The organism is Longimicrobiaceae bacterium (assembly GCA_036375715.1).
Taxonomy (GTDB): domain Bacteria; phylum Gemmatimonadota; class Gemmatimonadetes; order Longimicrobiales; family Longimicrobiaceae; genus DASVBS01.
On the sequence record DASVBS010000079.1, the window covers coordinates 124,400 to 149,291 of the forward strand.

21 protein-coding genes and 1 riboswitch are annotated in these 24,892 nt (G+C 67.4%); of the genes, 10 read left to right on the plus strand and 11 right to left on the minus strand.

Features of this window, described 5'->3' with window-relative positions; genetic code table 11:
* Positions 1 to 7 precede the first annotated feature (7 nt).
* On the minus strand, positions 8 to 592 hold the full coding sequence (idi, locus tag VF167_16985; protein HEX6927122.1) for an isopentenyl-diphosphate Delta-isomerase: 585 nt from the start codon (positions 590 to 592) through the stop codon (positions 8 to 10).
* 77 nt (positions 593 to 669) lie between these two features.
* Here idi and VF167_16990 point away from each other — a divergent pair, with 77 nt between their 5' ends.
* The 3 genes from VF167_16990 (at position 670) to VF167_17000 (ending at position 4,110) form a co-directional block, all read left to right on the plus strand.
* A complete protein-coding gene (locus tag VF167_16990; GenBank protein ID HEX6927123.1) occupies positions 670 to 1,740 on the plus strand; it encodes a PA0069 family radical SAM protein in 1,071 nt (356 codons plus the stop codon).
* Positions 1,741 to 1,908: 168 nt separating this feature from the next.
* On the plus strand, positions 1,909 to 3,468 hold the full coding sequence (locus VF167_16995; protein HEX6927124.1) for a serine/threonine-protein kinase: 1,560 nt from the start codon (positions 1,909 to 1,911) through the stop codon (positions 3,466 to 3,468).
* Positions 3,469 to 3,537: 69 nt separating this feature from the next.
* Positions 3,538 to 4,110, plus strand: coding sequence for a zinc ribbon domain-containing protein (locus VF167_17000; protein HEX6927125.1), 573 nt, complete (start codon positions 3,538 to 3,540; stop codon positions 4,108 to 4,110).
* Positions 4,111 to 4,182: 72 nt separating this feature from the next.
* Here the strand turns inward: VF167_17000 and VF167_17005 are convergent, their stop codons facing one another.
* Complete coding sequence (locus VF167_17005) at positions 4,183 to 6,039, minus strand: ABC transporter ATP-binding protein (GenBank protein HEX6927126.1); 1,857 nt, start codon at positions 6,037 to 6,039, stop codon at positions 4,183 to 4,185.
* Between the two features lie 126 nt (positions 6,040 to 6,165).
* Between VF167_17005 and VF167_17010 the strand changes: the two genes are divergently transcribed.
* Positions 6,166 to 6,699, plus strand: a complete 534-nt coding sequence (locus VF167_17010; protein HEX6927127.1) for a hypothetical protein — start codon at positions 6,166 to 6,168, stop codon at positions 6,697 to 6,699.
* Between the two features lie 133 nt (positions 6,700 to 6,832).
* On the opposite strand, the gene VF167_17015 is transcribed toward VF167_17010, so the two are convergent.
* The 3 genes from VF167_17015 to VF167_17025 form a co-directional block, all read right to left on the minus strand.
* The gene (locus VF167_17015; protein HEX6927128.1) at positions 6,833 to 7,432 is read right to left on the minus strand and encodes a CAP domain-containing protein; all 600 of its coding nucleotides are present in this window, start codon (positions 7,430 to 7,432) and stop codon (positions 6,833 to 6,835) included.
* Between the two features lie 61 nt (positions 7,433 to 7,493).
* Entirely contained in the window at positions 7,494 to 7,955 is a 462-nt protein-coding gene (bcp, locus tag VF167_17020) for a thioredoxin-dependent thiol peroxidase (GenBank protein HEX6927129.1), read from the minus strand.
* A 71-nt stretch (positions 7,956 to 8,026) separates the two neighbouring features.
* Positions 8,027 to 9,763, minus strand: coding sequence for an Nramp family divalent metal transporter (locus VF167_17025; protein HEX6927130.1), 1,737 nt, complete (start codon positions 9,761 to 9,763; stop codon positions 8,027 to 8,029).
* Between the two features lie 163 nt (positions 9,764 to 9,926).
* Between VF167_17025 and VF167_17030 the strand changes: the two genes are divergently transcribed.
* A complete protein-coding gene (locus tag VF167_17030) occupies positions 9,927 to 10,400 on the plus strand; it encodes a DUF6174 domain-containing protein (protein ID HEX6927131.1) in 474 nt (157 codons plus the stop codon).
* Between the two features lie 31 nt (positions 10,401 to 10,431).
* Here VF167_17030 and VF167_17035 read toward each other — a convergent pair whose 3' ends face one another.
* The 5 genes from VF167_17035 to VF167_17055 form a co-directional block, all read right to left on the minus strand.
* Positions 10,432 to 10,881 (minus strand): hypothetical protein, encoded by a 450-nt coding sequence (locus VF167_17035; GenBank protein ID HEX6927132.1) that lies wholly within the window; start codon positions 10,879 to 10,881, stop codon positions 10,432 to 10,434.
* A 45-nt stretch (positions 10,882 to 10,926) separates the two neighbouring features.
* Positions 10,927 to 11,862, minus strand: a complete 936-nt coding sequence (locus VF167_17040; protein HEX6927133.1) for a TIGR01777 family oxidoreductase — start codon at positions 11,860 to 11,862, stop codon at positions 10,927 to 10,929.
* Between the two features lie 125 nt (positions 11,863 to 11,987).
* Positions 11,988 to 14,153, minus strand: coding sequence for a TonB-dependent receptor (locus VF167_17045; protein ID HEX6927134.1), 2,166 nt, complete (start codon positions 14,151 to 14,153; stop codon positions 11,988 to 11,990).
* Between the two features lie 31 nt (positions 14,154 to 14,184).
* Positions 14,185 to 16,089 carry an iron chelate uptake ABC transporter family permease subunit gene (locus tag VF167_17050; GenBank protein ID HEX6927135.1) on the minus strand — a complete coding sequence of 635 codons (1,905 nt, stop codon included), beginning with the start codon at positions 16,087 to 16,089 and terminating at the stop codon, positions 14,185 to 14,187.
* Positions 16,086 to 17,006, minus strand: a complete 921-nt coding sequence (locus tag VF167_17055) for a helical backbone metal receptor (protein HEX6927136.1) — start codon at positions 17,004 to 17,006, stop codon at positions 16,086 to 16,088. Before VF167_17055 ends, VF167_17050 begins: the two co-directional genes overlap by 4 nt.
* A 155-nt stretch (positions 17,007 to 17,161) precedes the next feature.
* Positions 17,162 to 17,319: riboswitch (cobalamin riboswitch) on the minus strand.
* A 168-nt stretch (positions 17,320 to 17,487) separates the two neighbouring features.
* Between VF167_17055 and VF167_17060 the strand changes: the two genes are divergently transcribed.
* The 5 genes from VF167_17060 to VF167_17080 all read left to right on the plus strand — a co-directional run bounded on the left by VF167_17060 (position 17,488) and on the right by VF167_17080 (position 24,486).
* Positions 17,488 to 20,040 carry a M14 metallopeptidase family protein gene (locus tag VF167_17060; protein ID HEX6927137.1) on the plus strand — a complete coding sequence of 851 codons (2,553 nt, stop codon included), beginning with the start codon at positions 17,488 to 17,490 and terminating at the stop codon, positions 20,038 to 20,040.
* A 149-nt stretch (positions 20,041 to 20,189) separates the two neighbouring features.
* Positions 20,190 to 21,503: a glucose-1-phosphate adenylyltransferase gene (locus VF167_17065; GenBank protein ID HEX6927138.1), complete on the plus strand. Its 1,314-nt coding sequence runs from the start codon at positions 20,190 to 20,192 to the stop codon at positions 21,501 to 21,503.
* A 15-nt stretch (positions 21,504 to 21,518) separates the two neighbouring features.
* Positions 21,519 to 22,742, plus strand: a complete 1,224-nt coding sequence (gene glgA / locus VF167_17070) for a glycogen synthase (GenBank protein ID HEX6927139.1) — start codon at positions 21,519 to 21,521, stop codon at positions 22,740 to 22,742.
* 138 nt (positions 22,743 to 22,880) lie between these two features.
* Positions 22,881 to 24,086 carry a pectate lyase gene (pelA, locus tag VF167_17075; protein HEX6927140.1) on the plus strand — a complete coding sequence of 402 codons (1,206 nt, stop codon included), beginning with the start codon at positions 22,881 to 22,883 and terminating at the stop codon, positions 24,084 to 24,086.
* A gap of 157 nt (positions 24,087 to 24,243) precedes the next feature.
* Positions 24,244 to 24,486, plus strand: a complete 243-nt coding sequence (locus VF167_17080) for a CsbD family protein (GenBank protein HEX6927141.1) — start codon at positions 24,244 to 24,246, stop codon at positions 24,484 to 24,486.
* A 277-nt stretch (positions 24,487 to 24,763) separates the two neighbouring features.
* On the opposite strand, the gene VF167_17085 is transcribed toward VF167_17080, so the two are convergent.
* Positions 24,764 to 24,892 (minus strand): cold shock domain-containing protein (locus VF167_17085; protein HEX6927142.1); only part of this gene is annotated, 129 nt, incomplete at its 5' end.

The following is a 24,892-nucleotide window of genomic DNA, read 5'->3' on the forward strand; positions in this document are numbered from 1 at the left end:
TTGGCGCTCAGTTGCGCAGTGTGCGCGCGCGGCGGGGTCGCTGTTCGAATCCCTCGAAGGCGGCACGAAACCAGGGGGTGAACGAGTCAGGCGAGGAACGTAGCTCCGCACGGATCTGGTGGGGTGTGACCCAGCGCCACTCGCTCACCTCCGCCGGGTCCGGATCGGGATCCTGATCGATCTCGCCCACGAAGACGTGGTCGATCTCGTGTTCGATCAATCCGCCCTCCATCTCGGCCCGATAGGTGAAGACGAACACCGGCTCGAGCTCGGCATCGACGCGGAGCTCCTCACGCAGGCGGCGGCCGGCGGCGGCGAGCGTCGCCTCTCCCGGCCGCGGGTGTCCGCAGCAGCTGTTCGACCAGAGACCTCCTCCGTGGTACTTCCCCTCGGCTCGGCGCTGCAGCAGGATCTCGCCTCGCGGGTTCACTGCGAAGACCGAGAAGGCGCGATGCAGCGCGCCCTCTCGGTGCGCCTCCATCTTGCCGGCGGCACCGATCGGTTGGTCCGCTGCATCCACCAGGATGACCTGCTCCTCCCTTTCGTTCATCTTCGCCGTCATCGGGTTGCTCGCCAGGATCCTCAGACCCATGTGTACCATCAGGCCAAGACGAAGGTGCCGCACGCGCCCGACTTGCGCTTCGGTGTTTATTCGGGTATCTTCAGCGCATGCAGTACCTCCCGATTCATGGGCGCGGGGCGAGCTTCAATCCTCCCAATCGCTTCGAGCGGCTCTCGTACGAGCCGGATCCGGAGTGGCAAGATCCGGATGAGCCCGATCCGTGGCGGACTACGCAGTATTTCCGCGATGCCGCCCGCACCGTTCTCACGCGGAACAACAGCCCCGACGTTCCCTTCGATGTGGGGTTGAATCCCTACCGTGGGTGCAGTCACGGCTGCGCGTACTGCTTTGCCCGACCGAACCATGAGTATCTCGGCCTCTCCGCCGGTCTGGACTTCGAGTCGAAGATCTTCGTCAAGCTGGAAGCTCCCGAGCTGCTGAGGGCGGAGCTCTCTTCGCCGCGCTGGAATCCGGAGCCGATCATCATGAGCGGGGTGACCGACCCGTACCAGCCGGCGGAGCGGCGCTTCCGTATTACCCGCGGGTGTCTCGAGGTGCTGGCGGAGTTTCGTAATCCGATCGCGATCATCACCAAGAACCACCTGGTGACCCGCGACGTCGACCTGCTAGCGGAACTCGCGTCTCACCAGGCCGCGATCGTCAACATCTCTATCACCAGTCTGGACCCCAAGCTCCAGCGGGTCATGGAGCCGCGTACATCCATTCCCAAGCGGCGGCTGGCCGCAGTGGAAACGCTCTCCAGGGCGGGAGTCCCGGTGAACGTGATGGTGGCTCCGGTCATTCCCGGGCTCAACGACCATGAGGTTCCCTCGATTCTCTCCGCCGCGGCGGCGGCCGGTGCCCGCTCTGCGGGGTTCATCCCTCTGCGCTTGCCAGGCGCCGTTGCCGAGATCTTCCAGCGCTGGCTCTCGGATCACTTTCCCGAGCGCAAGGAGCGGGTGCTCAACCGGATCCGGGAGATCAGAGGGGGGCGGCTGAACGACCCACGCTTCGGATCGCGCATGCGAGGATCCGGACCGTACTGGGAGCAGATGCGCGCCATGTTCCAGGCCGTGATCCGCCGGGAGGGCCTGGACCAGGAGCGCCCCTCGCTCTCCACCGCCGCCTTCCGCCGACCCGATCCGGGCGGCCAGCTGCGCCTCTTCTCCGAGCCCTAGCGTACCGGTTGGAGAAATGTCATCGCCCCGGGCAACGTTTTTCTTGCTGCGGAGAATCTTCTCCAATAGTTATGCGTAAGTACACGGGAAGACAGGTCCCGCCCGCCGGACCGCGGGGAGGCGACGAGTGCTGCCGCCCCCGCTCCCGGGCCCTTCGCGGCCTCACAGATGTACGGAATCGAGGGTCTGCTCGCCGGTCGCACCCTGGTCGACCGATACCGCATCGACGAAGTCATCGGGCGCGGCGGTATGGGTGCGGTGTACCGGGCGCGCGATCTTCGGCTCAACCGCGCGGTCGCGGTGAAGGTGATCAGCGTCGCCGCGCCCGATGTGGTGGCGCACGAACGCTTGCGTGCCCGCTTCCAGCGCGAGGCTCGGGCCGCGGCGGCGCTGCACCACCCACACGTGGTAGCCGTTTACGACTACGGAACCGACGGCGAGCTGGGGCTGGATTTCCTGGTCATGGAGCTGCTGCGAGGGGAGGACCTCGCGACCCGCCTCGCGCGCAAAGGCCCACCGGCTCTCTCCACCACGCTGCAGATCCTTTACCAGGCCGCCCGAGGCCTGGGGGCCGGCCATCGCGCCGGGCTCATCCATCGTGACGTCAAGCCTGGCAACCTCTTTCTCGAGCCAGGAGATCGGGTAGGGGAGGTGCAGGTGCGCGTGCTCGATTTCGGTATCGCCGAGATCGCCGCGGTGGACGGCGAGACGATGACCCACCTCACCGCATTCGGGCGCTCGCCCTTCTCTCCGGCCTATGCATCCCCCGAGCAACTCCGTGGCGAGCAGACGCTGACCCCTGCCACCGACGTCTTCAGCCTCGGCGCGGTCGGCTTCCAGCTACTGACCGGCCGCCGCGCGTTCCACACCACGGACCCTCGTGAGCAGATCGAGCAGGTGGCGCACGCCGTAGCGACGGACCTGTCGCGCGTGGCGGGGTTGCCGACCGCGGTGCGAATCTGCCTCGAGCGGGCTCTGGCGCCCTCCCCCGCGGATCGCTTCGCCAATGCGGGGGCGTTTGCCGAGGCAATCGGCTATGCCCTGCCGTCGGATCCCAGCTTCGAACCGATCGCGGAGCGTCCGTCGTTCGCCGATGTCGACCGCACGCTGCTGGTCGCCGAATCGAACGGGAAGCCGGCCCTTCATCCGAGCGTGGAGGTGACCGCGCGCCCCGGCACGCGGTTCGTCACTCCCGTTTCTCGCCCCCCTCTGGTCTCGAGCGGTCCGCCTCCACCGCGCGAGGTGATCCAGTTCAATCAGCGCATCGCCACGTCGCCGCCTGGCATCAGCTCCGCGTCGATGCGCCCCGTGCCCAGGCGCGGGTGGGTGCGCGAGGCGGCCATCGGTCTCTGGAACTTCCTGGTGACCACGGTCTCCTTCGTGCTCTTCGGCGCCATCTGGCTCGTGGCGGTCGAGGCTCTGAACGAGAACGACTTCGAAAAGCTCTATCTGGCCACGGCCTCCACCGTCGCTCTCACCCCCTTCGCCCTCCACCGCCTGATGGGAAGCCGCGGAAGCTTCCGCTTCGCCCTCTTCGCATCCATTCTCGCCTCTCTGGCCACGGTGTATCTGCTCAACGATCGGGGCAACGGCGACATCGAGCTGGTGCTCGCGGCGCTCTTCATGGCGCAGCTGGTGGCGGTCATTCTGGCCGAAATTCTCACCCGCCGCTCTGTCGACGAGGAGCTGGAAGAAGAGCTCGAAAGACTTCGCAAGGAAGCCCTCTAAGCTGGTATAAGTCATGCTGTTACAGGGCGTGCCCCGCAGCCGGATCGGCCCACTCCCTGGAGGACCAGCATGCCGCGGAAACGATGCCCCCACTGTGAGCGAACGCTTCCCTACGCGGCAAGGCGCTGCGTCCACTGCGGCTGGTCGATGCGGGCGGCGATGTCGCCGGGAGGTGGCGCGCGGTGGTGGAGGCGGCGCTCGCTGTGGGGAACAGTCATCGTGGCGGCATTGCTACCTGGCCTGGGGATCGGATACCGCAACGCCCCGCGGCTGGCCGACTGGTACGCCACCTTCGCGGCGGAACACCTCCCATCTGCAGCCTCTTCGTTCGCGCCCGCCGAAACCGAAGCCGGAGCTTACTTCTACTGCGTGCGGCAGGTCGCCCGTCGAATGGAAGGCACGTTCTCGGTCGAGACCTTTCCGGGCCCCGAGCAGAGCGAACTGATCACGCTCGCGGACGGTCGTTACCGCATCGCGTCGTTCGTGGACGAGACGCGTGAGGACGGGCGACGCGTCCGCTACGAGTTCGTCTGCCAGGTCGCCTTCCAGCGTGGCCGCTGGCTGCTCGAGAGGCTCGACCTCTCCGAGCGCTTCGCCACCCCGGTCGGCAGCGGCCCGGCGCTCGCCGTGCGCGAATTCTGACAACGGAAGGGGCCCGAGCAGATGGGAAAGCTCGGGCCGCCGAGGGCGTCGCAACCTGTCTGCCGCGGCCGCCTAGACTGCCAGTGGATCAGGGGCGTCCTCCCCCGCCAGTTCCTCCCCGGGGTTCACGAAGCGATCGGTCTCCCAGGCGTACTGGCGGTCGTGCAGCTCGCGGTAGCGGCCGCCGAGGGCCATGAGCTCCGCGTGCGTCCCGCGCTCGACGATTCTCCCCTCCTCGAGCACGAGAATCTGGTCGGCGCTGCGAATCGTCGACAGGCGGTGCGCGATCACGAAGGTGGTTCGTCCGTGCCGCAGCCGACGGAGGCCGTCCTGGATCATTGCCTCACTCTCGCTGTCCAGGCTGCTCGTGGCCTCGTCGAGGATGAGGATGCGCGGGTCGGCCAGGATCGCCCGCGCGATGGCGATGCGCTGGCGCTGGCCACCGGAGAGCTTGATTCCGCGCTCACCCACGATCGTGTCGTAGCCGTCCGGGAAGCCGCGCACGAACTCGTCGCAGTGCGCGATGCGCGCGGCTTCCTCCACCTCTTCCTGAGACGCGTCCGGTCGGGCGAAGCGGATGTTGTCGTAGACTGTGCCGTCGAAGAGGAAGTTCTCCTGCAGCACCACGCCCAGTTGGGTCCGGTAATCGCGGAGTCGAACGTTCTCGAGGTTGTGACCGTCCACGATCACCGAGCCGGTCATTGGGCGATTGAACGCCATCACCAGGCTGATGAGCGTGCTCTTTCCCGAGCCGCTCGAGCCGACGAGCGCGGTGGTGGATCCGGCGGGTGCCCGGAAACTGACGTTGCGGAGCACCGGCACGCCCGGAGTGTACTCAAATGAGACATCCCGGAACTCCACCTCTCCCTCGATCCGTCCGAGCGGCGACCGCCCGTGGTCCTCGTCGGCCTCGGTAGACATCTGCATGATCTCGCGGATGCGGTCGAGACCGGCGAAAGCCTCGCTGATCTGCGTGCCGATCGACGCGATCTGGATGATCGGCGCGGCCATCAAGCCGGTAAAGATGACGTAGGAGAAGAGGCCCCCGATGGTCATCTCGCCGCTGGCGAGCGAGCGGCCGCCGATCAGGATCACCAGCACGCCGATTGCCCCCACGACCACCGTGCCGAACGCGCCGACGGCGGATGTCCCGGTGATGGTGCTGGCGATATTGCGAAAGAGCCGGTGGGCACCGCGGGTGAAGACCCGATCCTCGCGCTTCTCGGTGCTGTATGCCTTGATGATGCGGATGCCGCCCAGAGTCTCCGCCAGCCGGCCGGTAACTTCGGCGTTGATCGCGCCGCGCTCGCGGAAGATCGGGCGCAGGCGCGAGAAGGCCAGGCTCATCGTGGCCCCGAAGACGATCAGTAGCACCAGGATGGCAATGGTCAAACGCCAGTTGATCCAGAACAGCCAGACCAACGCAAACAGCGAGGTGAGAACGCTTCCCACGAGCTGGATGATCCCGGTCCCCACCAGGTTCCGGATGCCTTCGGCATCGGTCATGATGCGGGAGATGAGGATCCCGGTTTGTGTGCTGTCGAAGAAGCGAACCGGCAGGCGGACTACCCGGGCCTCCACCTTGCGACGCATCCGCGTGATGGCCCGTTGTCCGGTGACGCTGATCACCTGCGAGTTCAGGAACGCGGTGAGGGCCTGGACGAGCGTAGCCGCGCCGACCGCCCCCGCGAGGGGCAGGAGCAGATCTGTCCGTCCCCTGCCGATAACATCATCGAGGAAGTACTTCGAGCTGGCAGGCGTGACGAGGCCGGCGGCGCGGCTGACCAACATCAGCAAGAAGCCGATCGCGAGGTGCTTCCTGTGTTCGCGTAGCAGGTCGCGCGCTTCGCGCCAGACGACGGCGGCGGAAGGCCGCTTCTTCGTCGCGCCTGTGGGCGCCGCGAGCGCGGATCCTTGCGGTTGGGCCATGAGCAATCCTTCATTGGGTTCGGTGCCCGCGCCCCGACGGGGCGCGTCGGCACTCCTACACTGCACCTCTCGTCTTGTGTCGTCTGCGCCGGGAGGCCTCCACGTTCTTCGGGAATGGACTCATCGATGAAGCGGAATCTGATTCTTCTGACTCTGGGCCTCGCCGCGTGCGGAACGCCCGCCCCGCCCCCGGGTCCGGGACCCACGGTGGTCACGCCGACGATGCTGCAGCCGCCGCCCGTTTATGCCCTCATCGGGCATCGCGACAGGCTGGAGCTCACCTCGCAGCAGATCGAGCAGCTCGACTCCATCGCGGTCGACCTCGAGCAGAAGAACTCGGACCTCATCGACGAGCTGGAGGAACGCGCTGTCCCGACCCGGAACCGGATGGGGATGGTGCTCGACGAGGAGGGAACGCCGATTCTCGAGCAGATCCGCGACAACAACCGCGCCGCCAGCGAGGCGGTGGGCAGGCTTCTCTCCACCACACAGCAGGCAGAGGCCTGCGAGCTGTTCAGCCTCAACAATCGGCGGCGGGAGCGTCCGCGGATACGCGGTGCGGATGAGGAGGAGGCGGACAGCATCTGGCAGATGCTCGAAACCCGCGTCTGGCCCTGGTGCGGCCAGTCGAGCAGGGCGGAGGCAGATACGGCGCCCTGACGCTCGGGAGCTGTCGCGGCGCCTCAAGACAGCATGGTGAAAAAGCTGGGGATTCAGGTCGCCCTGCGAGGAGGGCGGACGCCCTCGGCGAAACCCCCGGTCGGTCCCACACGCCGCCGGGGGTTTGCCTCCCTCAATCGCTTCGCTCCGTCTCGGGCGCGCGCCGCACGAAGATCTGGGTGAAGTAGTAGAGCCCGTCCTGGGCGCGGGCCGCACCGATCCCGGTATCGGTGAAATCGCCCTCGATGTTCTCGCGGTGTCTCGAGCTGGCGAGCCAGTCGTCGACCACCCTCGCGGCGAGCCGGTCGCCCGATCGGCTGTCATAGGCGACGTTCTCTGCCATGGACGCCAGGGGAAGGAAGCTACGGACGGCGCTTGCCCGCGCGTCAAAACCCTGGTGTCCAAAGGGAATTCGCCCGCTGGCCATGGCGCGGCTGTGCGCGCGCGCAACGTCGGCGATGCGAGGATCCCACCGCAGGGGGGGCAGGCCCCGCTCCGTGCGCCGCGCGTTTACGAGTTGGTGGATGCGGGTCTCCAGTCTCTGCGCCGCCGGGGTGGATACGGGCGCGGGATCAGCCGGTTGGGCGGGAAGAGGGTCTCGCGCCGCCGGGACCTCCGGTGGCGTGGCACAGGCGGTCAGCAACAGCAGGGGGGCCAGAGCTGCGCGCGAAGCGCTGACGAGCAATCCCGCGGTGGTCGTCCACTCCCAACCGTAACGCGCTCCAGGGCGCATCTCGATTCCTCTCCCTTCCACGAGGTGGATCGACCACCGAATCAGCTCACCGGATCGGCGATCAGCCTTTCAGCACGTCGAGGAGCTCCTGGGCGTGGCCCTCGGGTTTGACGCCGCGGTACACCTGCTCGATCCTCCCGTCCTCCCCGATCAGGAAGGTGGAGCGCTCCACGCCCATGAACTCGTTGCCAAACATCTGCTTCTTCTTCCATACGCCGTAGGCCTCGGCGACGCGGTGGTCCTCGTCCGCCAGCAGGGTGAAGGGCAGCGAGTACTTGTCGTGGAAGGCTCGAACGTCCTTGACGCTATCGGGACTCACCCCGAGGATCACCGCACCCCGCTCGCGAATCTGCGGCTGCAGGTCACGGAATTCGCACGCCTGCGCGGTGCAGCCCGGCGTGTCCGCGCGAGGATAGAAGTAGAGTATCACGCGCTGACCGCGCAGGTCGGACAGGGTCACCTTGGACCCGTCGTGGGCGGTCAGCGTGAAGTCGGGCGCCATCTGGTTCTGCAAGGGGTCCACGAACACCTCCAGATACGAAGCGATTCATCGGTTTGCCGGTGTGGCCGAGCTGCGCAAGAGGTGGACCCCCCTCAACCCTCTCGTCCCCGCCGCATGACGACCGCGAACACGAACCAGACCAGCGAAACGATCCACAAGCCGTAGAGGACGATCCGAACCGGGTGGAAGATGATCTCCTCGATCACCGGTTGAGGTGCTCCCACTCTGGCGAGCACCACGCGGCTGATCTGCTCCACGGTGAACCAACCCCAGAGCACTCCGGCCCACGCCATCCCGATGCGCTTGGGGAGCGATGGGGCGAGCTCGGCAGGGAGAAAGCGAGCGTTCAGATAGCCGATCACCAGCGCGAAGGCGTACATGCTGGCGATGGTGAACGGCCCGGCGATCAGCACCAGGAAGTTGGGCTGGAGGGCCTCCACCGCCGCGCCGCCCGACCAGGAGGCGAGCACGATCGCCATCGAGGCGGCAACCAGAACGGTCAGGAAGAACAGGAAGGTCCGTTTGAGCGTCCAGAAGCTCGTCTTTCGGCCGTAACGCTCGTAGAAGATGGTCCCCGCGATGCGCGTGACCGTGTCCACGATCCCCACCTGGGTGGAGAAGAGGACGAGCGCCCCGCCCAGCAGGAAAGCGATCTTCAGCCAGGCACCGGCGATCTGCTCGAGCGCGTCTCCCTGCAGCCTCACCATCCCGGAAAGATCTCCCGCCAGATCCACGTTCCCGGTTCCCAGGGTGGAGGTCACCAGCATGCTGGTGATCACTACGCTGAGAATGATCAGGAGCACGAAGGTGGTGAACAGCTCGTATCGGGCGACCTTCATCCAGGCGAGGAAGCGCGCCAGAGCAGTCGGCTCCGCGCGAGGATCGAACACGTAGCCGGTAGGGCTGACATCCTCGTTCCGGCCACGAATTCCCGCGATTCGTCCCTGGTAGGTGGCCATGCCGAAGCCCTTGTCACGCAGCCAGAGCGATTGCACCAGCAGGAGTGTCCCTCCGGATCCTGCGTAAGCCACTGCCACCAGCAGCGTGGGGAACTGAGCCCCGGTAAGCAAGGCCGCCGGCGCCTGCCCGATCGAGGCGGCGCCCAGCAGCAGGTCGGCGACGTCGGAGGGAAGAACGCCCGCGACCAGCAGGGCTATGAGCAGGAGGGGGAAGAAGCCCAGCACCAGGTAGATCTCGAAGCGTTCCAGGGCGTTGTAGACGATCGTAGAGCCGGCGAGCCCGATGTAGGTGATCGCCAGCATCAGCAGCGCCAGCGGCTGCCACGTGATTCCGCGCCCGGTGATCTCGGTGACGATGCCGGCCGTGAACTCGGCAGATTGCGAGGCCCATCCCGGCCAGAAGAACGAGATGAGCGTGGCCGCCAGGAAGAACCAGGGCCAGAAGGCAAAGCGATCCAGACGCGCCATCCCGGCGAAAACCGACTCTCCGGTGGCGATGGTCCAGCGCTCGATCTCGTGGATCACCACGAACTGGGTCAACACTCCCACCCAGAACAGCCACCAGATCTGATAGCCGTTGACCGCGATGAGATTCGGCCAGAGCAGAAACTCTCCTGCTCCCAGCCCCATTCCCAGAGCGATGATGGAGGGCCCGACCAGGTGCGCCAGTCGCGGTACTCGCGGAACTTCGTTCCAGACGCGGTAAGGGGGGCCGTTCCCGCGTACAGGGAAGGGCGGCGCGTCCGGAGCGACGGGCAGGTCTGCTTCCGGCAGTGGTCGGTAAACGCCTTCGCGGTACCGTCGTCCCTCCTCATCGGTGGCAGCAATCTCGCTTTGAGGGAGGTCCGGCGCGCGGAGGGTCTGGCTCATCGACTGACTCCGGGAAGGGGGTTCGTGGCTAGGTCGCGCCCCCATTGTGCTGACGCGACCGGTGCCGCGCAATCCGTCGAACCGTCAGTTAGCCGGTGTTTGGCGCGTTGACTGCGGGGCTGTGGAAGGTCCCTGGTCGAATTCATCGGATAAGGACCGTGACATGTGGAAGCACGTTTTGCTGATAGCCAGTGCCGTAGCCGTATTGGTCGTGACGACGGGTTGCGGGCTCTCGGCGACGAAGAACGAGGATGCAGCGCGGCAAGAACTCGCTCGCCATCGGAGCCTGTGGCAGTCGCAGAAGTTGCAGAACTATCGATACGTGGGCAGACGTACCTGCTTCTGCCCACGCGAGGTAGTGGATCCCGTCGTGGTTGAAGTGCGTGGGGATTCGGTCGCCTCCGCGACTTACCAGCAGACCGGCGAACCCGCCGCGGCTCGCTACGCTGGGCTCTGGCCGACGCTCGAGGGAGTCTTCGGAATCGTCGAGGAGGCGCTCGAGCGGGACGCCGCCAGCGTCCAGGTGGAGTACGATGCCGAACGGGGATATCCGCGTTCGATCACCATCGATTACGTCGAAGGAGCGGTCGACGACGAGCTCCGCTATACCGTGGAGGAGTTCGAACCCCTCCCGTGAGCGAGAGATTTCCCGCGAGCGGGATCCCCGGTCAGCGCGGAGCGCAGGCAGTGAGCAATGCCCGCGCTTCGCGCTTCGCCAGGTCGGTAGGGGAGGCACGCTCCAGCGTTCCTTCGCCGACCGAGAGCATTCCCGCGGTCGCCTCGATGGTGTTCCCCTGAGGATAAGGGCGGGTGTAGACGAAGACGGTGAGCTCGTCGTAACGCGTTCGCTTTCCTCCCGCCAGGCCTACGGTGATCAGGTCGGTGGCCGCGGCCGCGCTCCGCCGCGCAGTCTCGACCAGGCCAGTGATCTCTCGTCGGCCCTGTACCAGGAGGCCAACCGAGTCCTGCAGCTCGACGGTGTAGCCGAGCCGCTTCATCACGTCCACCGCGCACGCGTAGGCGTGGTCCAGGGGCATCGGGGTGCTCCGCGTATAGGAGCGGATGCCGCTGCACGCCGCGACCAAGGCGAGACTGGTGACGAGTGCGAGGCGTTTCATCGAGCGCTCTATCCTCTGGCTAGGCGGAAGGAACTGCGGACTGCGTCAGCTGGAGGAATGAAAGATTGCGTGGAGCGCCCGATCGAGAGTCGGGTGCAGGAACTGGAAACCGGATTCGAGAAGCCGCTTCGGGCGAACCCGCTGGTTTGCGAGGATCGTTCCGATGGCCATCTCGCCATACACGGCCCGGAGGGCTAGCTCCGGTACCACCATCCAGGTCGGGCGGCGCAGCGCACGCCCCAACTCCTCTGTAAACGCGGCGTTGCTGACAGGTTCCGGCGCCACGACGTTGCAGGGGCCGCGGAGCGAGCGATTCTCAAGTGCGAAATGGATCGCGCGGACGGCATCGGGGAGGGAAACCCAGCTCATCCACTGCCGCCCGCTCCCCAGTCGCCCACCCACTCCCAAGCGGAAGGCGGGAAGCATCCGCCGGAGCGCGCCTCCGTGGCTTGCCAGCACGATCCCGAAGCGCGGGTGGACGACTCGGATCCCCGCTTCTCGCGCGGGGGCGGCGGCCTCCTCCCATGCCACGCCGAGTTGGGCCAGGAAGTCGGTGCCGGGCGCACTCTCCTCCTCGAGGATCTCATCGCCCCGATCGGCACCATAATATCCGATCGCCGACCCCGAGACGAGCACCTCCGGCGGTGCTGTCAGCGTGGCCAGGCCCTGCGCGAGCACCCGGGTGCCCCGAACGCGGCTGTCCCAGAGCCGCCGCTTGGCCTGGTCGGTCCAGCGCTGGTCGATCGTCTCGCCCGCGAGATGCACCACCCCGGCGACGCCTTCCAGCGCCTTTGCCTCGAGCTCGCCGGTTTCAGGGTCCCAACGCACCTCGCTCTCATCACGAGGCGGCCGTCGTACCAGGCGCAGGATCCGATACCCTTCCCTGCTCAGCAGCTCAACCAGCGCGCTGCCAAGAAAGCCGCTCGCGCCGGTCACCCCGATGACCGGCCTCCCCTGGCTGCGGGGCTGGGTCTGGTTCACTCGTTCGTCTCCGAGCAGAGCCTATCGTGCCGGAGGATGTTGGTTAGGACCACCCATCCTCAGATCACACCCGCAGATTACCGCCGCCGAAAGACGAGCACTGCAAAGTCCGGAGACCGGTGCCGTCACCAATCCATCTGGACACCAAGCCTCAGCTCCCGACCCGGCAGCGGGTAGCCTCGCACCTCGTAATAGTTCTCGTCGGTCAGGTTGGAGACCGCGGCGGTGAGGCGGTACGGCCCCGCCACCCTCCAGCCTGCCGTGGCGTCCACTACCAGGAACTCGGGATAGCGAACCTGGCCCGGATTGGCGAAATCCGTGAAGTCCGTGTCCAGCCTTTCTCCCACATAGCGACCGCTCACGCGTACGTAGAAGCGCTCGAGGTCGTCGAACTCGACACCGCCCACCAGGGTGAGGTCCGCGACGTTCAGGACGTCTCCGGTGCGACCGTCGGTGGTCTCGCGCGCGGAAAAGATGCGGGTTCCTGAGGCGAAGATCCGCAGCGAGTATGCAAAGCCGCGCCGCGCGCCGAAATCGTAGCTGAATGCCGCCTCCAGGCCGCTCACCTCTCCGCGGTCGGCGTTGGCGTAGGTAGTGATCGCCCGAATGGTGTCGCCGTCCGGGGTGAGCCTCACATCATCGAATGCGACGGGAACCGCCGCGACCCGGTTTCGGACCCGCGTGCGGAAATAGGTGACATCCGCTTCCAGTCCCCTGTCTGCACGCTGGATACCGACGCCGGCGTCCCAGGTGAAGGCGCTCTCCGGATCGAGCTCCGGATTCCCACGGGTGACGGTGACCGACTTCGCCCCGGTGGACGCCTCCGCATACCCGGCGACATTGAACGCGCTGGGCGTGACGAACGATCGTCCGGCGCTTGCGTGCAGGCGGAGGCCGCCTCCCGGCCGGAAAATCAGCCCCCCGCTGGGATTGAAGACGGCATGGGTCTCGGTGTTGCCCCGGACGCGGGAGCCATCGGCCAGCGTCGCGTCTTCGATCTCGAAGGCGATGCGATCGACGCGGCCTCCGAGGGTGGCGACCAACCGATCCTCTCCCACGAGCGGCGCGCGTGCCTCGGCGAACGCGGCGGTGGACCGGACCTCCGCGTCCGCATTGTACGGGCTCGTCGGGGTGCCGGGAGCGCTGAACACCTCGGAGGTGGATCGGGCGGCGGAGTAGTCGACCCCACTGATCAGCGAGATCCTGCCGATCCCCGTTACGTCCTGCAACTGAAAGCCCATCCAACGGTTGGGCGAACGCGACGAGATGAAGGTCGGGTCGTCCGGATCGTTATAGTAGCTCGTGACCTCGCGCGACGCGAAGCCGCGCAGGAGCAGCGAGTGACCCGGCAGCTCACCCGAGAGAGCGAGCGATCCGTCCGTCCTGCGCAGGTCGTTCAGGGAGCGGGTGCTGTAGGCGGTCACGTTGAGGTCACCCGGATTCTCGATGTCCTCTCCCCGGAACAGGTCGGCGCGCCCCTCCAGTCGCCAGGCTGTGGACAGGTCGAATCCAGCCCGGAGGCTTCCGCTGTACGAAATATAGTCGGCGTAGTCGAGCGCGGTGTCACGCACCATCTCGCTGAGGACCGTGGTGGTTCCGTCAGCTAACTGCTTGGTCACCCGATCTCCGCCGAAAAGGCGAGCGTCACCCGTGCGGTAACCCCCCCGCCGGCCCTCGGTTGTCGCGGAGAAGTCGAAGTCGAGGCGCTCGCCGAGGCTGCCGCCCGCGGTCACCGCGCCGCGATAGCTGCCGAAGGTTCCGTAGCCCCCTTCGAGGTGTCCTTGCAGCGGTCCTTCCGATCGGCGGGTGACCACGTTCACCACCCCACCCATGGCGCTGGAGCCGTAGAGGGCGGAGGCCGGGCCCTTGAGGACCTCAACCCGCTCCACGTCGGCCAGGTCGAGTGTCGCGAGGTTGGTGGTTCCCGCCGGGCGACCGTCAATGAGGATGAGGGTGCGCGGGTTGAGCCCGGAATACTGTGGGCGAAAGCCCCGCACCGATACGCCGGACAGCAGCCCCGGGAATTCGATGATGTCGATCGGAGTGGTGCGCTTGAGTACCCCGGCCAGATCTCGCGCCGGCGTGCGTTCTAGGTCGGTGCGAGTGACTACCTCCACCTGTTGCGCGAGAGAGCCGCGCTCCGCTGGTGAGCGGCGTGCTTCGACCGTGATGGCCTCCAGGAGATACGCCGGGAGAGAATCGGACGAGGGTCGCTGCTGGGCGGCAACGGGTCCCGCCAGCAGCAACACGGCGGATGCAAGCAGAGAGCTGAGACCCGGACGGGTGTTCATTGTCGATTCGGGTGTTGAGTCAGGTAGTGAGTCAGTGCCGGGAGAGGGGCGCCACCTGCGGCGCGCCGCAATCGGGGCCCGGGCCGGGATGGGGATCGACCCGCACCGGCCACTGGTAGACCATCTCGACCAGCTCGCGGGTGAGAACGGTGGTCGGCGGTCCGGCCGCGACCAGCGACCCCTGGTGCAGCAGGGCCAGCCGATCTGCGTAGCGCGCGGCGAGGTTGAGGTTGTGGGTGACGATCAGGACGGCGACCCCGTTCCCGGCAAGGCGGCGAAGGAGCTCGAAGATCTCCATCTCGTGCCGGATGTCGAGTGCGACCGTCGGCTCGTCGAGAACGAGGATCTCGGGCTCCTGCGCCAGTGCGCGGGCGATACGCACGCGCTGACGCTCTCCTCCCGAGAGCGTCTGGACCGCACGCGGAGCGAACGTGCTCACGTCACAGAGCTCCATCGCCCGGGCAATGGCGCGGCGATCCGCGTCTCCCTCCGCACGCCAGTGCCCCAGGCGTGGAAAGCGGCCGAGCGCGACCAGGTCCCGCGCGGTGATGGGGAAGGCGATCTCCTCGTGCTGCTGGACCACCCCGACTTTCCGCGCCAGTTCCCGCCGCGGCCACTGGGTGAGGTCGCGGCCCAGGATCTCCACCCGACCCCTATCGGCGCGCAGGGTGCCCAGCAGCAGGCGCAGTAAGGTCGATTTGCCCGATCCGTTCGGTCCCAGCAGGCAGGTAACGCGGCCGAGCTCGACGTGCAGCGCCACGTCGTGCACTGCAGGGGCCGGCGCGTCGGGATAGCCAAAGGTGAGACCCGACACCTCGCAGGCGACCGGCGCGGTGGATCCCGCGGCGGGACGGCTGCCCTCGTCGCTGGACGGCGGCCGCAGAGGAGCGTTGGACGAGGAGGTGGGGGGCGCGGAGCGTGGAGCATGCGACGAGCTCGCGCCCACATCCCGCCGCGCATCCGAGCGCTTCAGCACCCAGAGGAAGAACGGCACTCCCAGGAAGGCGGTGATCACCCCGATGGGAAGCTCGACCGGGGCGGCAACCGTGCGGGCCAACGTGTCGGTGAGGACGAGGAAAGTGGCTCCGAGCAGGGCCGAGGCGGGGATCAGGAAACGATGGCCGCTCCCCCAGAGCATGCGCACGACGTGCGGCACGATCAGTCCGGCGAAGCCGATCACGCCTCCCACGGCCACTGAGGCGGCCGTCAGCAGCGAGGCTACGCCATACGCCAGGTACTTGCTCTGCTCGACGCGAACCCCGAGGTGCGCGGCGGTCTCCTCGCCGATGGACAGCAGGTCCAGCGGTCGGGCGAGGGCGATCAGCACGGCCAACCCAGGTAGGAGGTAGAGAGCCAGGATGGCGGATGCCCCCCAGGTCGCGCCGGACAGGCTCCCCATCATCCAGAAGACCGCGGAGCGGAAGCTCTCCGCATCCGCGAAGGTCAGCGCCAGCAGGATGCAGGCGTTGAAGAAAGCCGCGGCGACCACTCCGGCCAGGAGGAGGATGCGCGTGTCGAGGGTTCTGCCGACCGACACCGCGATGCGGAGCACCAGCAGGATCGCCGCGGCCGCCCCGGCGAAGGCCGCGAGCGGCAGCCCCCAGGCGGTGGCCGCCACACCCAGAACGATGGCGAGCACCGCGCCCAGCGCCGCGCCTCCCGAAACCCCCAGGATGTACGGTTCGGCCAGGGGGTTTCGGAGCAGTGCCTGAAAGGTCGCGCCGCTGGCGGCCAGGGCCGCCCCCACGAGCGCCGCCAGCACTGCCCGGGGAAGGCGGATTTCGCGGACGATGGCAGCCGCGGTCGCGTCTCCACGACCGGTGAGCGCCCGTGCGATCTCACCCGGCTCCAGCGTCACCGCCCCCAGCCGCACCGCCAGCAGGAAGGCGGCGCAGAGCGCAGCCAGCAGCAACAGCAGCCTCGCCGCCGGCTTCATTGTGGTTCCATCAGGCGCTGGAGCTCGCGTCGCAGAACCGCCGCGATCTCCGCGATGCCGGGGCCGGGGCGGCTCACCAGGTCCGCAGGGACCGGCGCCACCCGTCCTTCTCGTACCGCCGCGAGCTCGCGCCACCCGGGTTCGCGTCGCAGCCGCTCGAGCGGCCCTACGGAATCGGACCCCACCGGGAGCAGCACCACGTCGGGATCGGAACGGAGGAGGACCTCCACCGAGAGCGGCGGCCACTCGACCCGGTTTCCCACGCCGAGGTCGGGCAGCTGTCCGCCCGCCACGCCGATCAGCTCGGCCAGGTACGTTCCCGGGCCGGCCACGATGGGCGGATCGATCGAGGCGACGAAGAGAGCGGTGGGGCGTCTTCCGCGGGGAACGGAAGCAGCGATGCTATCCAGCCGGCTCCTGATCGACGAAGCCAGGGCAGCGGCCGCCGAATCGCGCCCGACGAGGGTCCCGAGCCGCTCTATGGTACGGTAGATATCGGTGGTGTCCTGCGTACGGATTGCGAAGACGGGGATGCCGAGCCGCTCGATCTGCGGGCGAATGCCCGAGCCCCCCGCGGTCTCGAAGGCCACCACGAGGTCAGGTTTGAGGGCGAGGATGGCCTCCAGGCTCGGGTCCAGGCCCCCGCCGACGGAGGGAAGGTGCGCGAGGTGGGGCTCGAGGTCGTAGCGGGTGCGCCCGACGACCGTCTCACCCGCGCCGAGTGCGAAGAGGGTCTCGGTGCCGGCGGGCAGGAGGGAGATCACCCGCTCGGCAGGCGTGGGCAGGCGCACCTCCCGTCCCACGTCGTCCACCACCACTACCTGCCAACTGCGCTCCGCTGCGGGTGCGGCGGAGTCTGCGCAGCCGGCGACCGCGAGCAGCAGTCCCAACGCCGTCGTGAGACGGCGGCGAGTCATCCTGGACGAACCAGCAAACAAATTCCCCGTCCTTCCCGGAAAGCCTCGGGTGAACGGGGGAGCGGTGAGGAGGCACGGGCGCGCACAGGCGGTCCCGGTGCCGTATCACCCGCTCCCCTCCCTCGAGGGGGTTCACGCGGGAGCGAACGGGGCCGGTCTCCTGGCTCGAGGCAGCTTCGCTCGCCTTCCCAATCCGGGTTTCTCCCGAACCAGTGGCTTGTGGTGGAGAAGGGCTCTCCACCTGAGCGGGCCGTGCCGGCTTGCGCCGGGCCTCTTACAGTGGCGGGGCCGCGCCGGACTTTCACCGGCTTCCGAAAGGCCCCGTTCGCTTTCTTGTGAGAGGGAAGCTAAGCCCGGCGCAGCCGGCGGGCAAGCGCCCCGACACTCCGATTATCCGCCGCGTCGCCAGTCGGTCGCTTGCGCTCGGCCGTCGCGCCGGAGAGCTTTGCGGTCGTTCAGAATTCTCTCCTCAGCCCGAAGCATGCCGATCCGTCTTCTCCGTTCTCTGGCGCTTGCCTGCCTCCTCGTAACCCCCGCTGCCAACGCGTTTGCGCAGGAGCTGGAGTCTCCCCCGTCCCCCGCGTCCGTGCTCGGGCACAGGGTGGGGGAGAGCGGTTGGCTCGCCGAATGGGCCGAGATCGTCGCCTACTTCGAGCGGCTGGACGCGGCGTCTCCGCGCCTGGAGCTGCGTCCGATCGGGGAAAGCGTGCGTGGTCGGCCGATGATCATGGCGGTGATCACCTCGGTCGAGAACCACCGGCGCCTCGAGGAGATCCGAGCCGCACAGGCCCGCCTGGCCGATCCGCGCACGCTGCCGCTAGCCGAGCTCGACCGTCTGGCCAACACCCAGCCCGCCGTCGTGTTCATCGGCGCCTCGCTGCACGGCAACGAGATCATGGGCACCCAGATGGCCATGGAGCTCGCCCATTCGTTGGTGACGGACAGCACCCTGGTCCGCGCCCTGGACGATGTGGTCGTGCTGCTGGTGCCGGGGATGAACCCGGACGGGCTCGACATCACGCGCGACTGGTGGCTCCGCACCCGCGGAACAGAGTACGCACGATCGCCGATGCCGTGGCTGTACCACCACTACACCGGCCACGACAACAACCGCGATTTCTTCATGGTCACGCAGCCGGAGACGGAGGCGGTGACCCGCGTGCTCTACCGGGAGTGGTTTCCGGAGGTCGTCTACGACGTCCACCAGATGGGCAGCGATGGATCCCGCTTCTTCGTTCCCCCCTTCGACGACCCGCTCAATCCGAACATCGACCCGCTGCTCGTTCGGTTGACGAACCTGGTTGGTGTGCAGATGGCGCTCGACCTCTCCGAAGCGGGCAAAACCGGAGTCAGCCATGGCGAACGCTACGACCTCTGGTGGCACGGAGGAGCGCGCACCGTGCCCGCCCGCCACAACATGGTGGGGATCCTGACCGAGGCGGCCAGCGCGCAGTACGGCGATCCGATTCGTCAAAATCCCTCCGAGCTCTCCCAGCCCCAGCGCGGGTCCCTCTACCCCGAACCCTGGCCGGGAGGCGAGTGGACGCCACGCGACATCGTCGAGTACGAGCTGGTGGCGGCGACCTCGCTGGTGCGGCTGCTGGCGCGCGAACGCGAGCGCTTCGTGCGCGACTTCGCTCGCCTGGCCATGCGCCAGGTGGAGCTGGGAACGGCGGGAGATCCGTTCGCCTTCATCATCCCTGCGGGGCAGCGCGACCCCGGCTCGGCAGCGGAGATGCTGCGGGTGCTCAGGCGCGGCGGCGTGGAAGTGCACCGCACCCAGGGCGAGCTGCGGGCAGGAGGGAGGGTCTTTCCGGCGGGCTCGCACGTGGTGTTGATGGCGCAGCCCTATCGCGCTCACGCGAAGGACCTGCTCGAGGCCCAGTCCTACCCCGATCTGCGACTCTATCCCACAGGCCCCCCGCAGCCCCCATACGACCTCTCGGGCTGGACGCTCCCGATGCAGATGGGCGTGGAGGTGGTCGAGGTCACGGAACCTTTTCCCACCGCCGGCCTGAGCCGGGTGGACAGCATCGAGACCCCACCGGCAAGGCTGCGCGGTGAAGGAAGATACCTTGCTCTGGATCCACGCCTGAACGCCACCCATCGCGCGGTACACGAGGTGCTCGGCTCAGCTTCCGGTGGGAGAGTGGTGTTTTCCTCCGCGCCCATAGATGCGGGGGATGAGGAGTGGCCGGCGGGGACACCGGTCGTCACCGGGCTTCCCGACCTCTCACGGCGCGCGGAGCGATGGGTCCACGAATGGGGGATCGAGGCGGCCGCGCTTCCGGAGCTGCCCGACGGGCGTGAGCTGCGTCGGCTCAGGGTCGGTCTCTACCGCCCGTGGGTCGCCTCCGCCGATGAGGGCTGGACGCGATGGGTGTTTGAGCGCTGGGGCGTGCCCTTCGATTCATTGCGGGACCGGGAGGTGCGTGGCGGCGGGCTGCGAGACCGGTTCGACGTGATCGTGGTGCCGGATATCTCCTATCGCGACCTCATGCGGGGGCTGGATCCCGCACGCAGCCCCGCCGCCTACGCGGGTGGGATCGGCGAGGAGGGGGCATTGTCACTCGCGGAATTCGTGCGCAGCGGTGGCACGCTGGTGCTGCTCGACTCCTCCTGCGAGTTCGCCATCCAGGAGCTTCGTTTGCCGGTGCGGGACGTCACCCAGGAGCTGACGGGTAATGAGGCGGAGCAATGGTATGCGCCAGGCTCCCTGCTGCGGGTACAGTGGGACACCTCTCACCCCCTGGCCGCAGGCATGCCGGACGAGAGCGCCGTGTTCTACAGCCGGAGCCCGGTTTTCGAGGTGGACGAAGGAACATCCGGCGTGCGGGTCGTGGGGCGCTATCCGCCAGAGGACCTGCTGTTGAGCGGCTATGCCCAGGGAGAGGAGCAGGTGGCTGGGAAAGCAGCGCTGGTCGAAGCCAGGTTGGGAGAGGGGCGTGTGGTGCTCTTCGGCTTCCGGCCCCAGCATCGTGCTCAGACCCACGAGACCTTCAAGCTCCTGTTCAACGCCCTCTACCTTCGCTGAGGCGCGAGCTCGCTCGTTCGCTGAGCGGACCGCCCGTACCTTCCTGCGCCCTTGCCCGCCGTTGGCTTCGGCGGGCAAGTTGCCTTCCGGCATCACGGTCGCCGGGCTAAGCGGCAAACGTCCTCTGGCCTGAACTCTGCCGTGGCCTGTTGACCGAGTGCGCGTTCCGCCCAACTCCCACCTTCTCCCCGGACATGAACGACACGCTGGCGGTCATCCTCGGCGGCGGAGCCGGCACCCGGCTCTTCCCGCTCACCGTTGATCGTGCCAAACCGGCCGTCCCTCTGGCCGGCAAATACCGGTTGGTAGACGTGCCCATCTCCAACTGCATCAACTCGGAGCTGTACCGCATATTCGTTCTTACGCAGTACAACTCCGCGAGCCTGAACAATCACATCGCGCGCTCCTACGTCTTCGACCGGGTACGCGGTGGCTTCGTCACCCTGCTCGCCGCCGAGCAGACGGCGTCGTCCGAGCTCTGGTACCAGGGCACTGCCGACGCCGTCCGGCGCTCCATCCCCCATATCACCAACTTCCCGCATCGCTACGTCATCATTCTCTCCGGCGACCAGCTCTATCGGATGGACTATCGCAACATTCTGGAGCATCACAAGCAGACGGAAGCGGAGATCACGATCGCGGTGACTCCGGTTCGCGCCGAAGAGGCCCCCGGCTTCGGGATCTTGAAGACGGACGACACGCACCGCATCACCGAGTTCTACGAAAAGCCCAGGATCGATGACCTGGCGGGCAAGGAGAGCCCGGTCAGCGAAGAGCTGCGGGAGGCTGGACGGATCTACCTGGCCTCGATGGGCATCTATGTCTTCAACACGGAAGCGCTGCAGGAGGAGCTGGACGCCAATCCGGAGGATCACGATTTCGGTAAGCAGATCATCCCCGGGGCGATCCATTCCAGGAGGGTCTACGCCTACCCGTTCACCGAGTACTGGAACGACATCGGAACGGTGCGCTCGTTCTTCGAGACGAACATCATGCTGGCGCAGCCCCAGCCGGAGTTCAACCTGTACGACGCCAACATGCCGCTCTACACCAACGAGCGCATGCTCCCGCCGGTGAAGATCAGCAACTCCCGCATCGAGCACGCGATCATCGGCGAGGGGGCGGTGATCGTCGACAGCGACATCTCCGACTCGGTGATCGGGCTGCGCACCTACATCGCCGGAGGCACCCGCATCCGCCGCACGGTCACGCTGGGGTCCGACTACTATCCCTGGCAGGATCCATCCGAGCGCAACCCTGTCCAGGGACCCATTCGCCCGGGAATCGGCGAGGGATCGGTGATCGAGGAGGCGATCGTGGACCGCAACGCGTCGGTGGGCCGCGGCTGCGTCATCACCAACCAGCAGCGAATCCAGGAGGGAGAGGGCCCCGGCTTCTACATCCGCGACGGGATCGTGGTGATCCTCAAGAACGCGGAGATCCCGGACGGGACCGTCATCTGAGCGCCGGCGACCACGATGCGCATCTCGTTCTTCACCAACGAGTACCCGCCCAACGTCTATGGCGGGGCCGGCGTGCATGTCGAATACCTCTCGCGCGAGCTGGCGCGCCTGGAGGATGGGGCGCACCAGATCGACGTGTTCTCCTTCGGCGAGCAGGACGAGCAAAAGGGCAATCTGCGGGTACGTGGCATCCGCGCACCCGCCGAGCTGACGGCGCAGGACCCCCGCCACGCCCGACTACTCGATGCGCTGATGCGGGACCTGGCGATGGTGGGCGCGGTCGAGTCGCCGGACATCGTGCACTGCCACACCTGGTATTCGCACCTGGCCGGCTGTCTCGCCCGGCCGCTCACCGGCGCGAAGCTCGTCCTGACTACCCACTCTCTGGAGCCGCACCGCCCCTGGAAGGTCGAGCAGCTCGGCAGCGCGTACTACGCCACCACCTGGATCGAGAAGACGGCCTACCAGAACGCGGACGGCGTGATCGCGGTCTCCGAGGCGATGAAGGATGACGTCCAGGAGCTCTACGGGGTGGAGCCGGATCGAATCCGCGTCATCCACAACGGCATCGACCCGGACGAGTACCGGCCGCGGCCGTCCGAGGCGGTGCTGAGACGACTCGGCGTCGATCCCGCGATCCCGATCGTCCTGTTCGTGGGGCGCATCACCCGCCAGAAAGGAATCCTCCACCTGGTCCGGGCGCTGCCGCTGCTGCGCGGGGACGCGCAGGTGGTCCTCTGCGCGGGCGCGCCGGACACGCCGGAGATCGCTGAGGAGATGCGGTCACTGGTGGAGCAGGCGCGGCGGACGAGCGCGGTGCCGATCGTGTGGCTTCCCGAGATGTTGCCGAAGGAGGACGTGATCGCGCTCTACAGCCACGCCGCCGTCTTCGTCTGCCCCTCGGTGTACGAGCCGTTCGGCATCATCAACCTCGAGGCGATGGCCTGCGGGACGCCTGTGGTGGCCTCGGCGGTGGGGGGAATTCCCGAGATCGTGGTGGACGGGGAGACGGGGCTGCTGGTGCCCCTGCAGGCGGACGACAGCGGCACCTTCGAACCCCGGGATCCGCACGCGTTTTCGGAAGCCTTGGCGTCCGCGGTGAACACGCTGATGGATGACCCCGCGCGGCGCGCCCGCATGGGTGCCGCGGCCCGCGAGCGCGTTCTGGAGAAGTTCAGCTGGTCCGCCATCGCGGCCGAAACACTGGCCTTCTACCGCGACCTGATAGAGGGTCGCTAGCCGGTCGCCGCCGGGGCGGAAGGCTGCGGGTCAGCTTCGTCGCTCGGGGGCGCATCTCGATCGCGTTCCCCCTCCAGAGGTCGGCGCACGCCGGCCGTGGGTCCGCCCTGATCGATCTCAACCGTCGCTCGGTTCACGATGCTGCGCTCCGTCCTGCCGCCCCGGCTCCCAGCTCTGCTTGGCCTCCGCGCCGACGGCATACGGCTGCCCCCTCTCGGCAGCGAGCCAGTCCGCCTCCTGGCTCTGCTTCGGCTCCGCGTCATGGCGTTCGCTCTGGCATTCGGCTCGGCCGCCCTCTGCGCGCGCACTGCAGCCGCCCAGATCGTCCGCTGGAACGATGTCCTCGAACAGGACTCGGCCTGGTACGGTGGTACGGAGGCGCTGCGCATCGCGGACAACGTGCTGCTCTACCAGCACCCCAACGGAGGCTGGGGGAAGAACGTGGACATGGCCAGGCCGCTTCCGCCCGCCGAGCGGGAGCAGGTGGCCCGCGAGAGCCGAACCGTGGAGACCCTCATCGACAACGGGGCGACCTACACCCAGCTCCGCTTTCTGGCGCGCGTCCACGCAGCACAGCCGCACTCCCGCGTCCGCGAGGCCTTCCTGCGAGGGATCGACTACCTTCTGGAGGCGGAATACGAACGCGGCGGCTGGCCGATGATCTACCCGCTGCAAGAGGGCTACTACTCGCACATCACCTTCAACGACAACGCGATGATCGGGGTGATGCGCCTGCTGCGCGACCTGGCCGCGGGCGAGCCGCCCTTCGACTTCGTGGATGACGAGCGGCGGGCGCGGGCGCGCGCGGCGATCGAGCGGGGTCTCCGCGTCATCCTCGACACGCAGATCGTGGTAGACGGCGAGCCGACCGCCTGGTGTGCCCAGTACCACCCGAAAACGCTGGAGCCGATGCCGGCTCGGAGCTACGAGCTGGTGTCGCTGAGCGGCATGGAGAGCGTCGGGATCGTCGAGTACCTGATGGAGATTCCCGCTCCGGGCCCGGAGGTGGTGCGGGCGATCGAGAGTGCTGTCCGCTGGTTTCGGCGCACCCGCATCGACGGCATCGAGGTCCGCACTGTACCCGCGCCTTCGCTGCCCGGCGGCCGGGACCGGGTGGTCGTTGCCGACCCCGACGCGCCTCCGCTCTGGGCTCGCTTCTACGAGATTGGCACCAACCGTCCGATGTTCGTCGGCCGCGACGGAGTGGTCCGGGATCGGCTCGCCGACATCGAGCACGAGCGGCGCATGGGCTACGCCTACCTTGGCTCCTGGGCTCGCGAACTTCTCGAGGTGGATTACCCCGCCTGGCGCGCGCGAATGCAGCGTAGCACCGCCGGCTCTTAGGGCCTGGCAGCGCGCTCACCCTTCGGGACCGGCCGGCGGTTCCAGGCGAGCGTCAGCGATCCTTAAGTGCAGGCATTACAACGGGAAGGAACGCCTCTTGCGCCCTGGGCCGTTTCGCTGCAGTACGGAGCCGAAACCGCAGGACCGGGAGGACGACATGAAGAACCGCGACCTCGACCGAGACCAACCGATCCGGGACGATCTGATGGAAGAGGGAACCGAGAACTCGGTCGAAGGGAAGGCGAAGGACCTGAAGGGCCGGCTCAAGGACGCCGCCGGCGGTCTCGTCGGTGACGAGAGCCTGCAGGCCGAGGGCAAGATCGACCGCGCCACGGGGAAGGTGCAGGACACGGTGGGTCGGATTCAGCGCAAGCTCGGCAAGCGGGACCGCGACATCTGACCCGCTCGGGATCGCGCCGCGGCGCGACGTCAACCCGGGGGAGTGGACGAGGCCCGAGCGATCATGCCACCATCGCTCGGGCCTTTTCACGTGCGCCTGTTGCTTCGCACGCACGCGCTACTCCCGCCAGCCTCCTTGCCGGTTGCCAACGCTGCAAGTATCCTGCGACCCGCGTCACCCAGGCGCTGATCCGGCTACAAGCACATGTGCCGACGACCACGAGGGCCGTCGGCACATGCCACGGCTCGATGCGCGCGCTACCGCGCGCGAGCCGCTTTCACTCGTTCACGGGCGCGACATTCTCCGCGCGGGGCCCCTTGGGATCCTGGACCAGGTCGAATTCCACCCTCTGCCCCTTCGAGAGCGACTTGAAGCCCGTTCCCTGAATTGCCGAGTGGTGGACGAA

Bases quoted from the DNA above. Each gene is read 5' to 3' on its own strand.
- VF167_17030 (HEX6927131.1), top strand. From the start codon at position 9,927: ATGTGGAAGCACGTTTTGCTGATAGCCAGTGCCGTAGCCGTATTGGTC.
- VF167_17060 (HEX6927137.1), top strand. From the start codon at position 17,488: ATGCCGATCCGTCTTCTCCGTTCTCTGGCGCTTGCCTGCCTCCTCGTA.
- VF167_17050 (HEX6927135.1), bottom strand. From the start codon at position 16,089: ATGAAGCCGGCGGCGAGGCTGCTGTTGCTGCTGGCTGCGCTCTGCGCC.
- VF167_17045 (HEX6927134.1), bottom strand. From the start codon at position 14,153: ATGAACACCCGTCCGGGTCTCAGCTCTCTGCTTGCATCCGCCGTGTTG.
- VF167_17025 (HEX6927130.1), bottom strand. From the start codon at position 9,763: ATGAGCCAGACCCTCCGCGCGCCGGACCTCCCTCAAAGCGAGATTGCT.
- idi (HEX6927122.1), bottom strand. From the start codon at position 592: ATGGGTCTGAGGATCCTGGCGAGCAACCCGATGACGGCGAAGATGAAC.
- glgA (HEX6927139.1), top strand. From the start codon at position 21,519: ATGCGCATCTCGTTCTTCACCAACGAGTACCCGCCCAACGTCTATGGC.
- VF167_17055 (HEX6927136.1), bottom strand. From the start codon at position 17,006: ATGACTCGCCGCCGTCTCACGACGGCGTTGGGACTGCTGCTCGCGGTC.
- VF167_17000 (HEX6927125.1), top strand. From the start codon at position 3,538: ATGCCGCGGAAACGATGCCCCCACTGTGAGCGAACGCTTCCCTACGCG.
- VF167_17080 (HEX6927141.1), top strand. From the start codon at position 24,244: ATGAAGAACCGCGACCTCGACCGAGACCAACCGATCCGGGACGATCTG.
- VF167_16995 (HEX6927124.1), top strand. From the start codon at position 1,909: ATGTACGGAATCGAGGGTCTGCTCGCCGGTCGCACCCTGGTCGACCGA.
- pelA (HEX6927140.1), top strand. From the start codon at position 22,881: ATGCTGCGCTCCGTCCTGCCGCCCCGGCTCCCAGCTCTGCTTGGCCTC.
- VF167_16990 (HEX6927123.1), top strand. From the start codon at position 670: ATGCAGTACCTCCCGATTCATGGGCGCGGGGCGAGCTTCAATCCTCCC.
- VF167_17005 (HEX6927126.1), bottom strand. From the start codon at position 6,039: ATGGCCCAACCGCAAGGATCCGCGCTCGCGGCGCCCACAGGCGCGACG.
- VF167_17035 (HEX6927132.1), bottom strand. From the start codon at position 10,881: ATGAAACGCCTCGCACTCGTCACCAGTCTCGCCTTGGTCGCGGCGTGC.
- VF167_17010 (HEX6927127.1), top strand. From the start codon at position 6,166: ATGAAGCGGAATCTGATTCTTCTGACTCTGGGCCTCGCCGCGTGCGGA.
- VF167_17015 (HEX6927128.1), bottom strand. From the start codon at position 7,432: ATGCGCCCTGGAGCGCGTTACGGTTGGGAGTGGACGACCACCGCGGGA.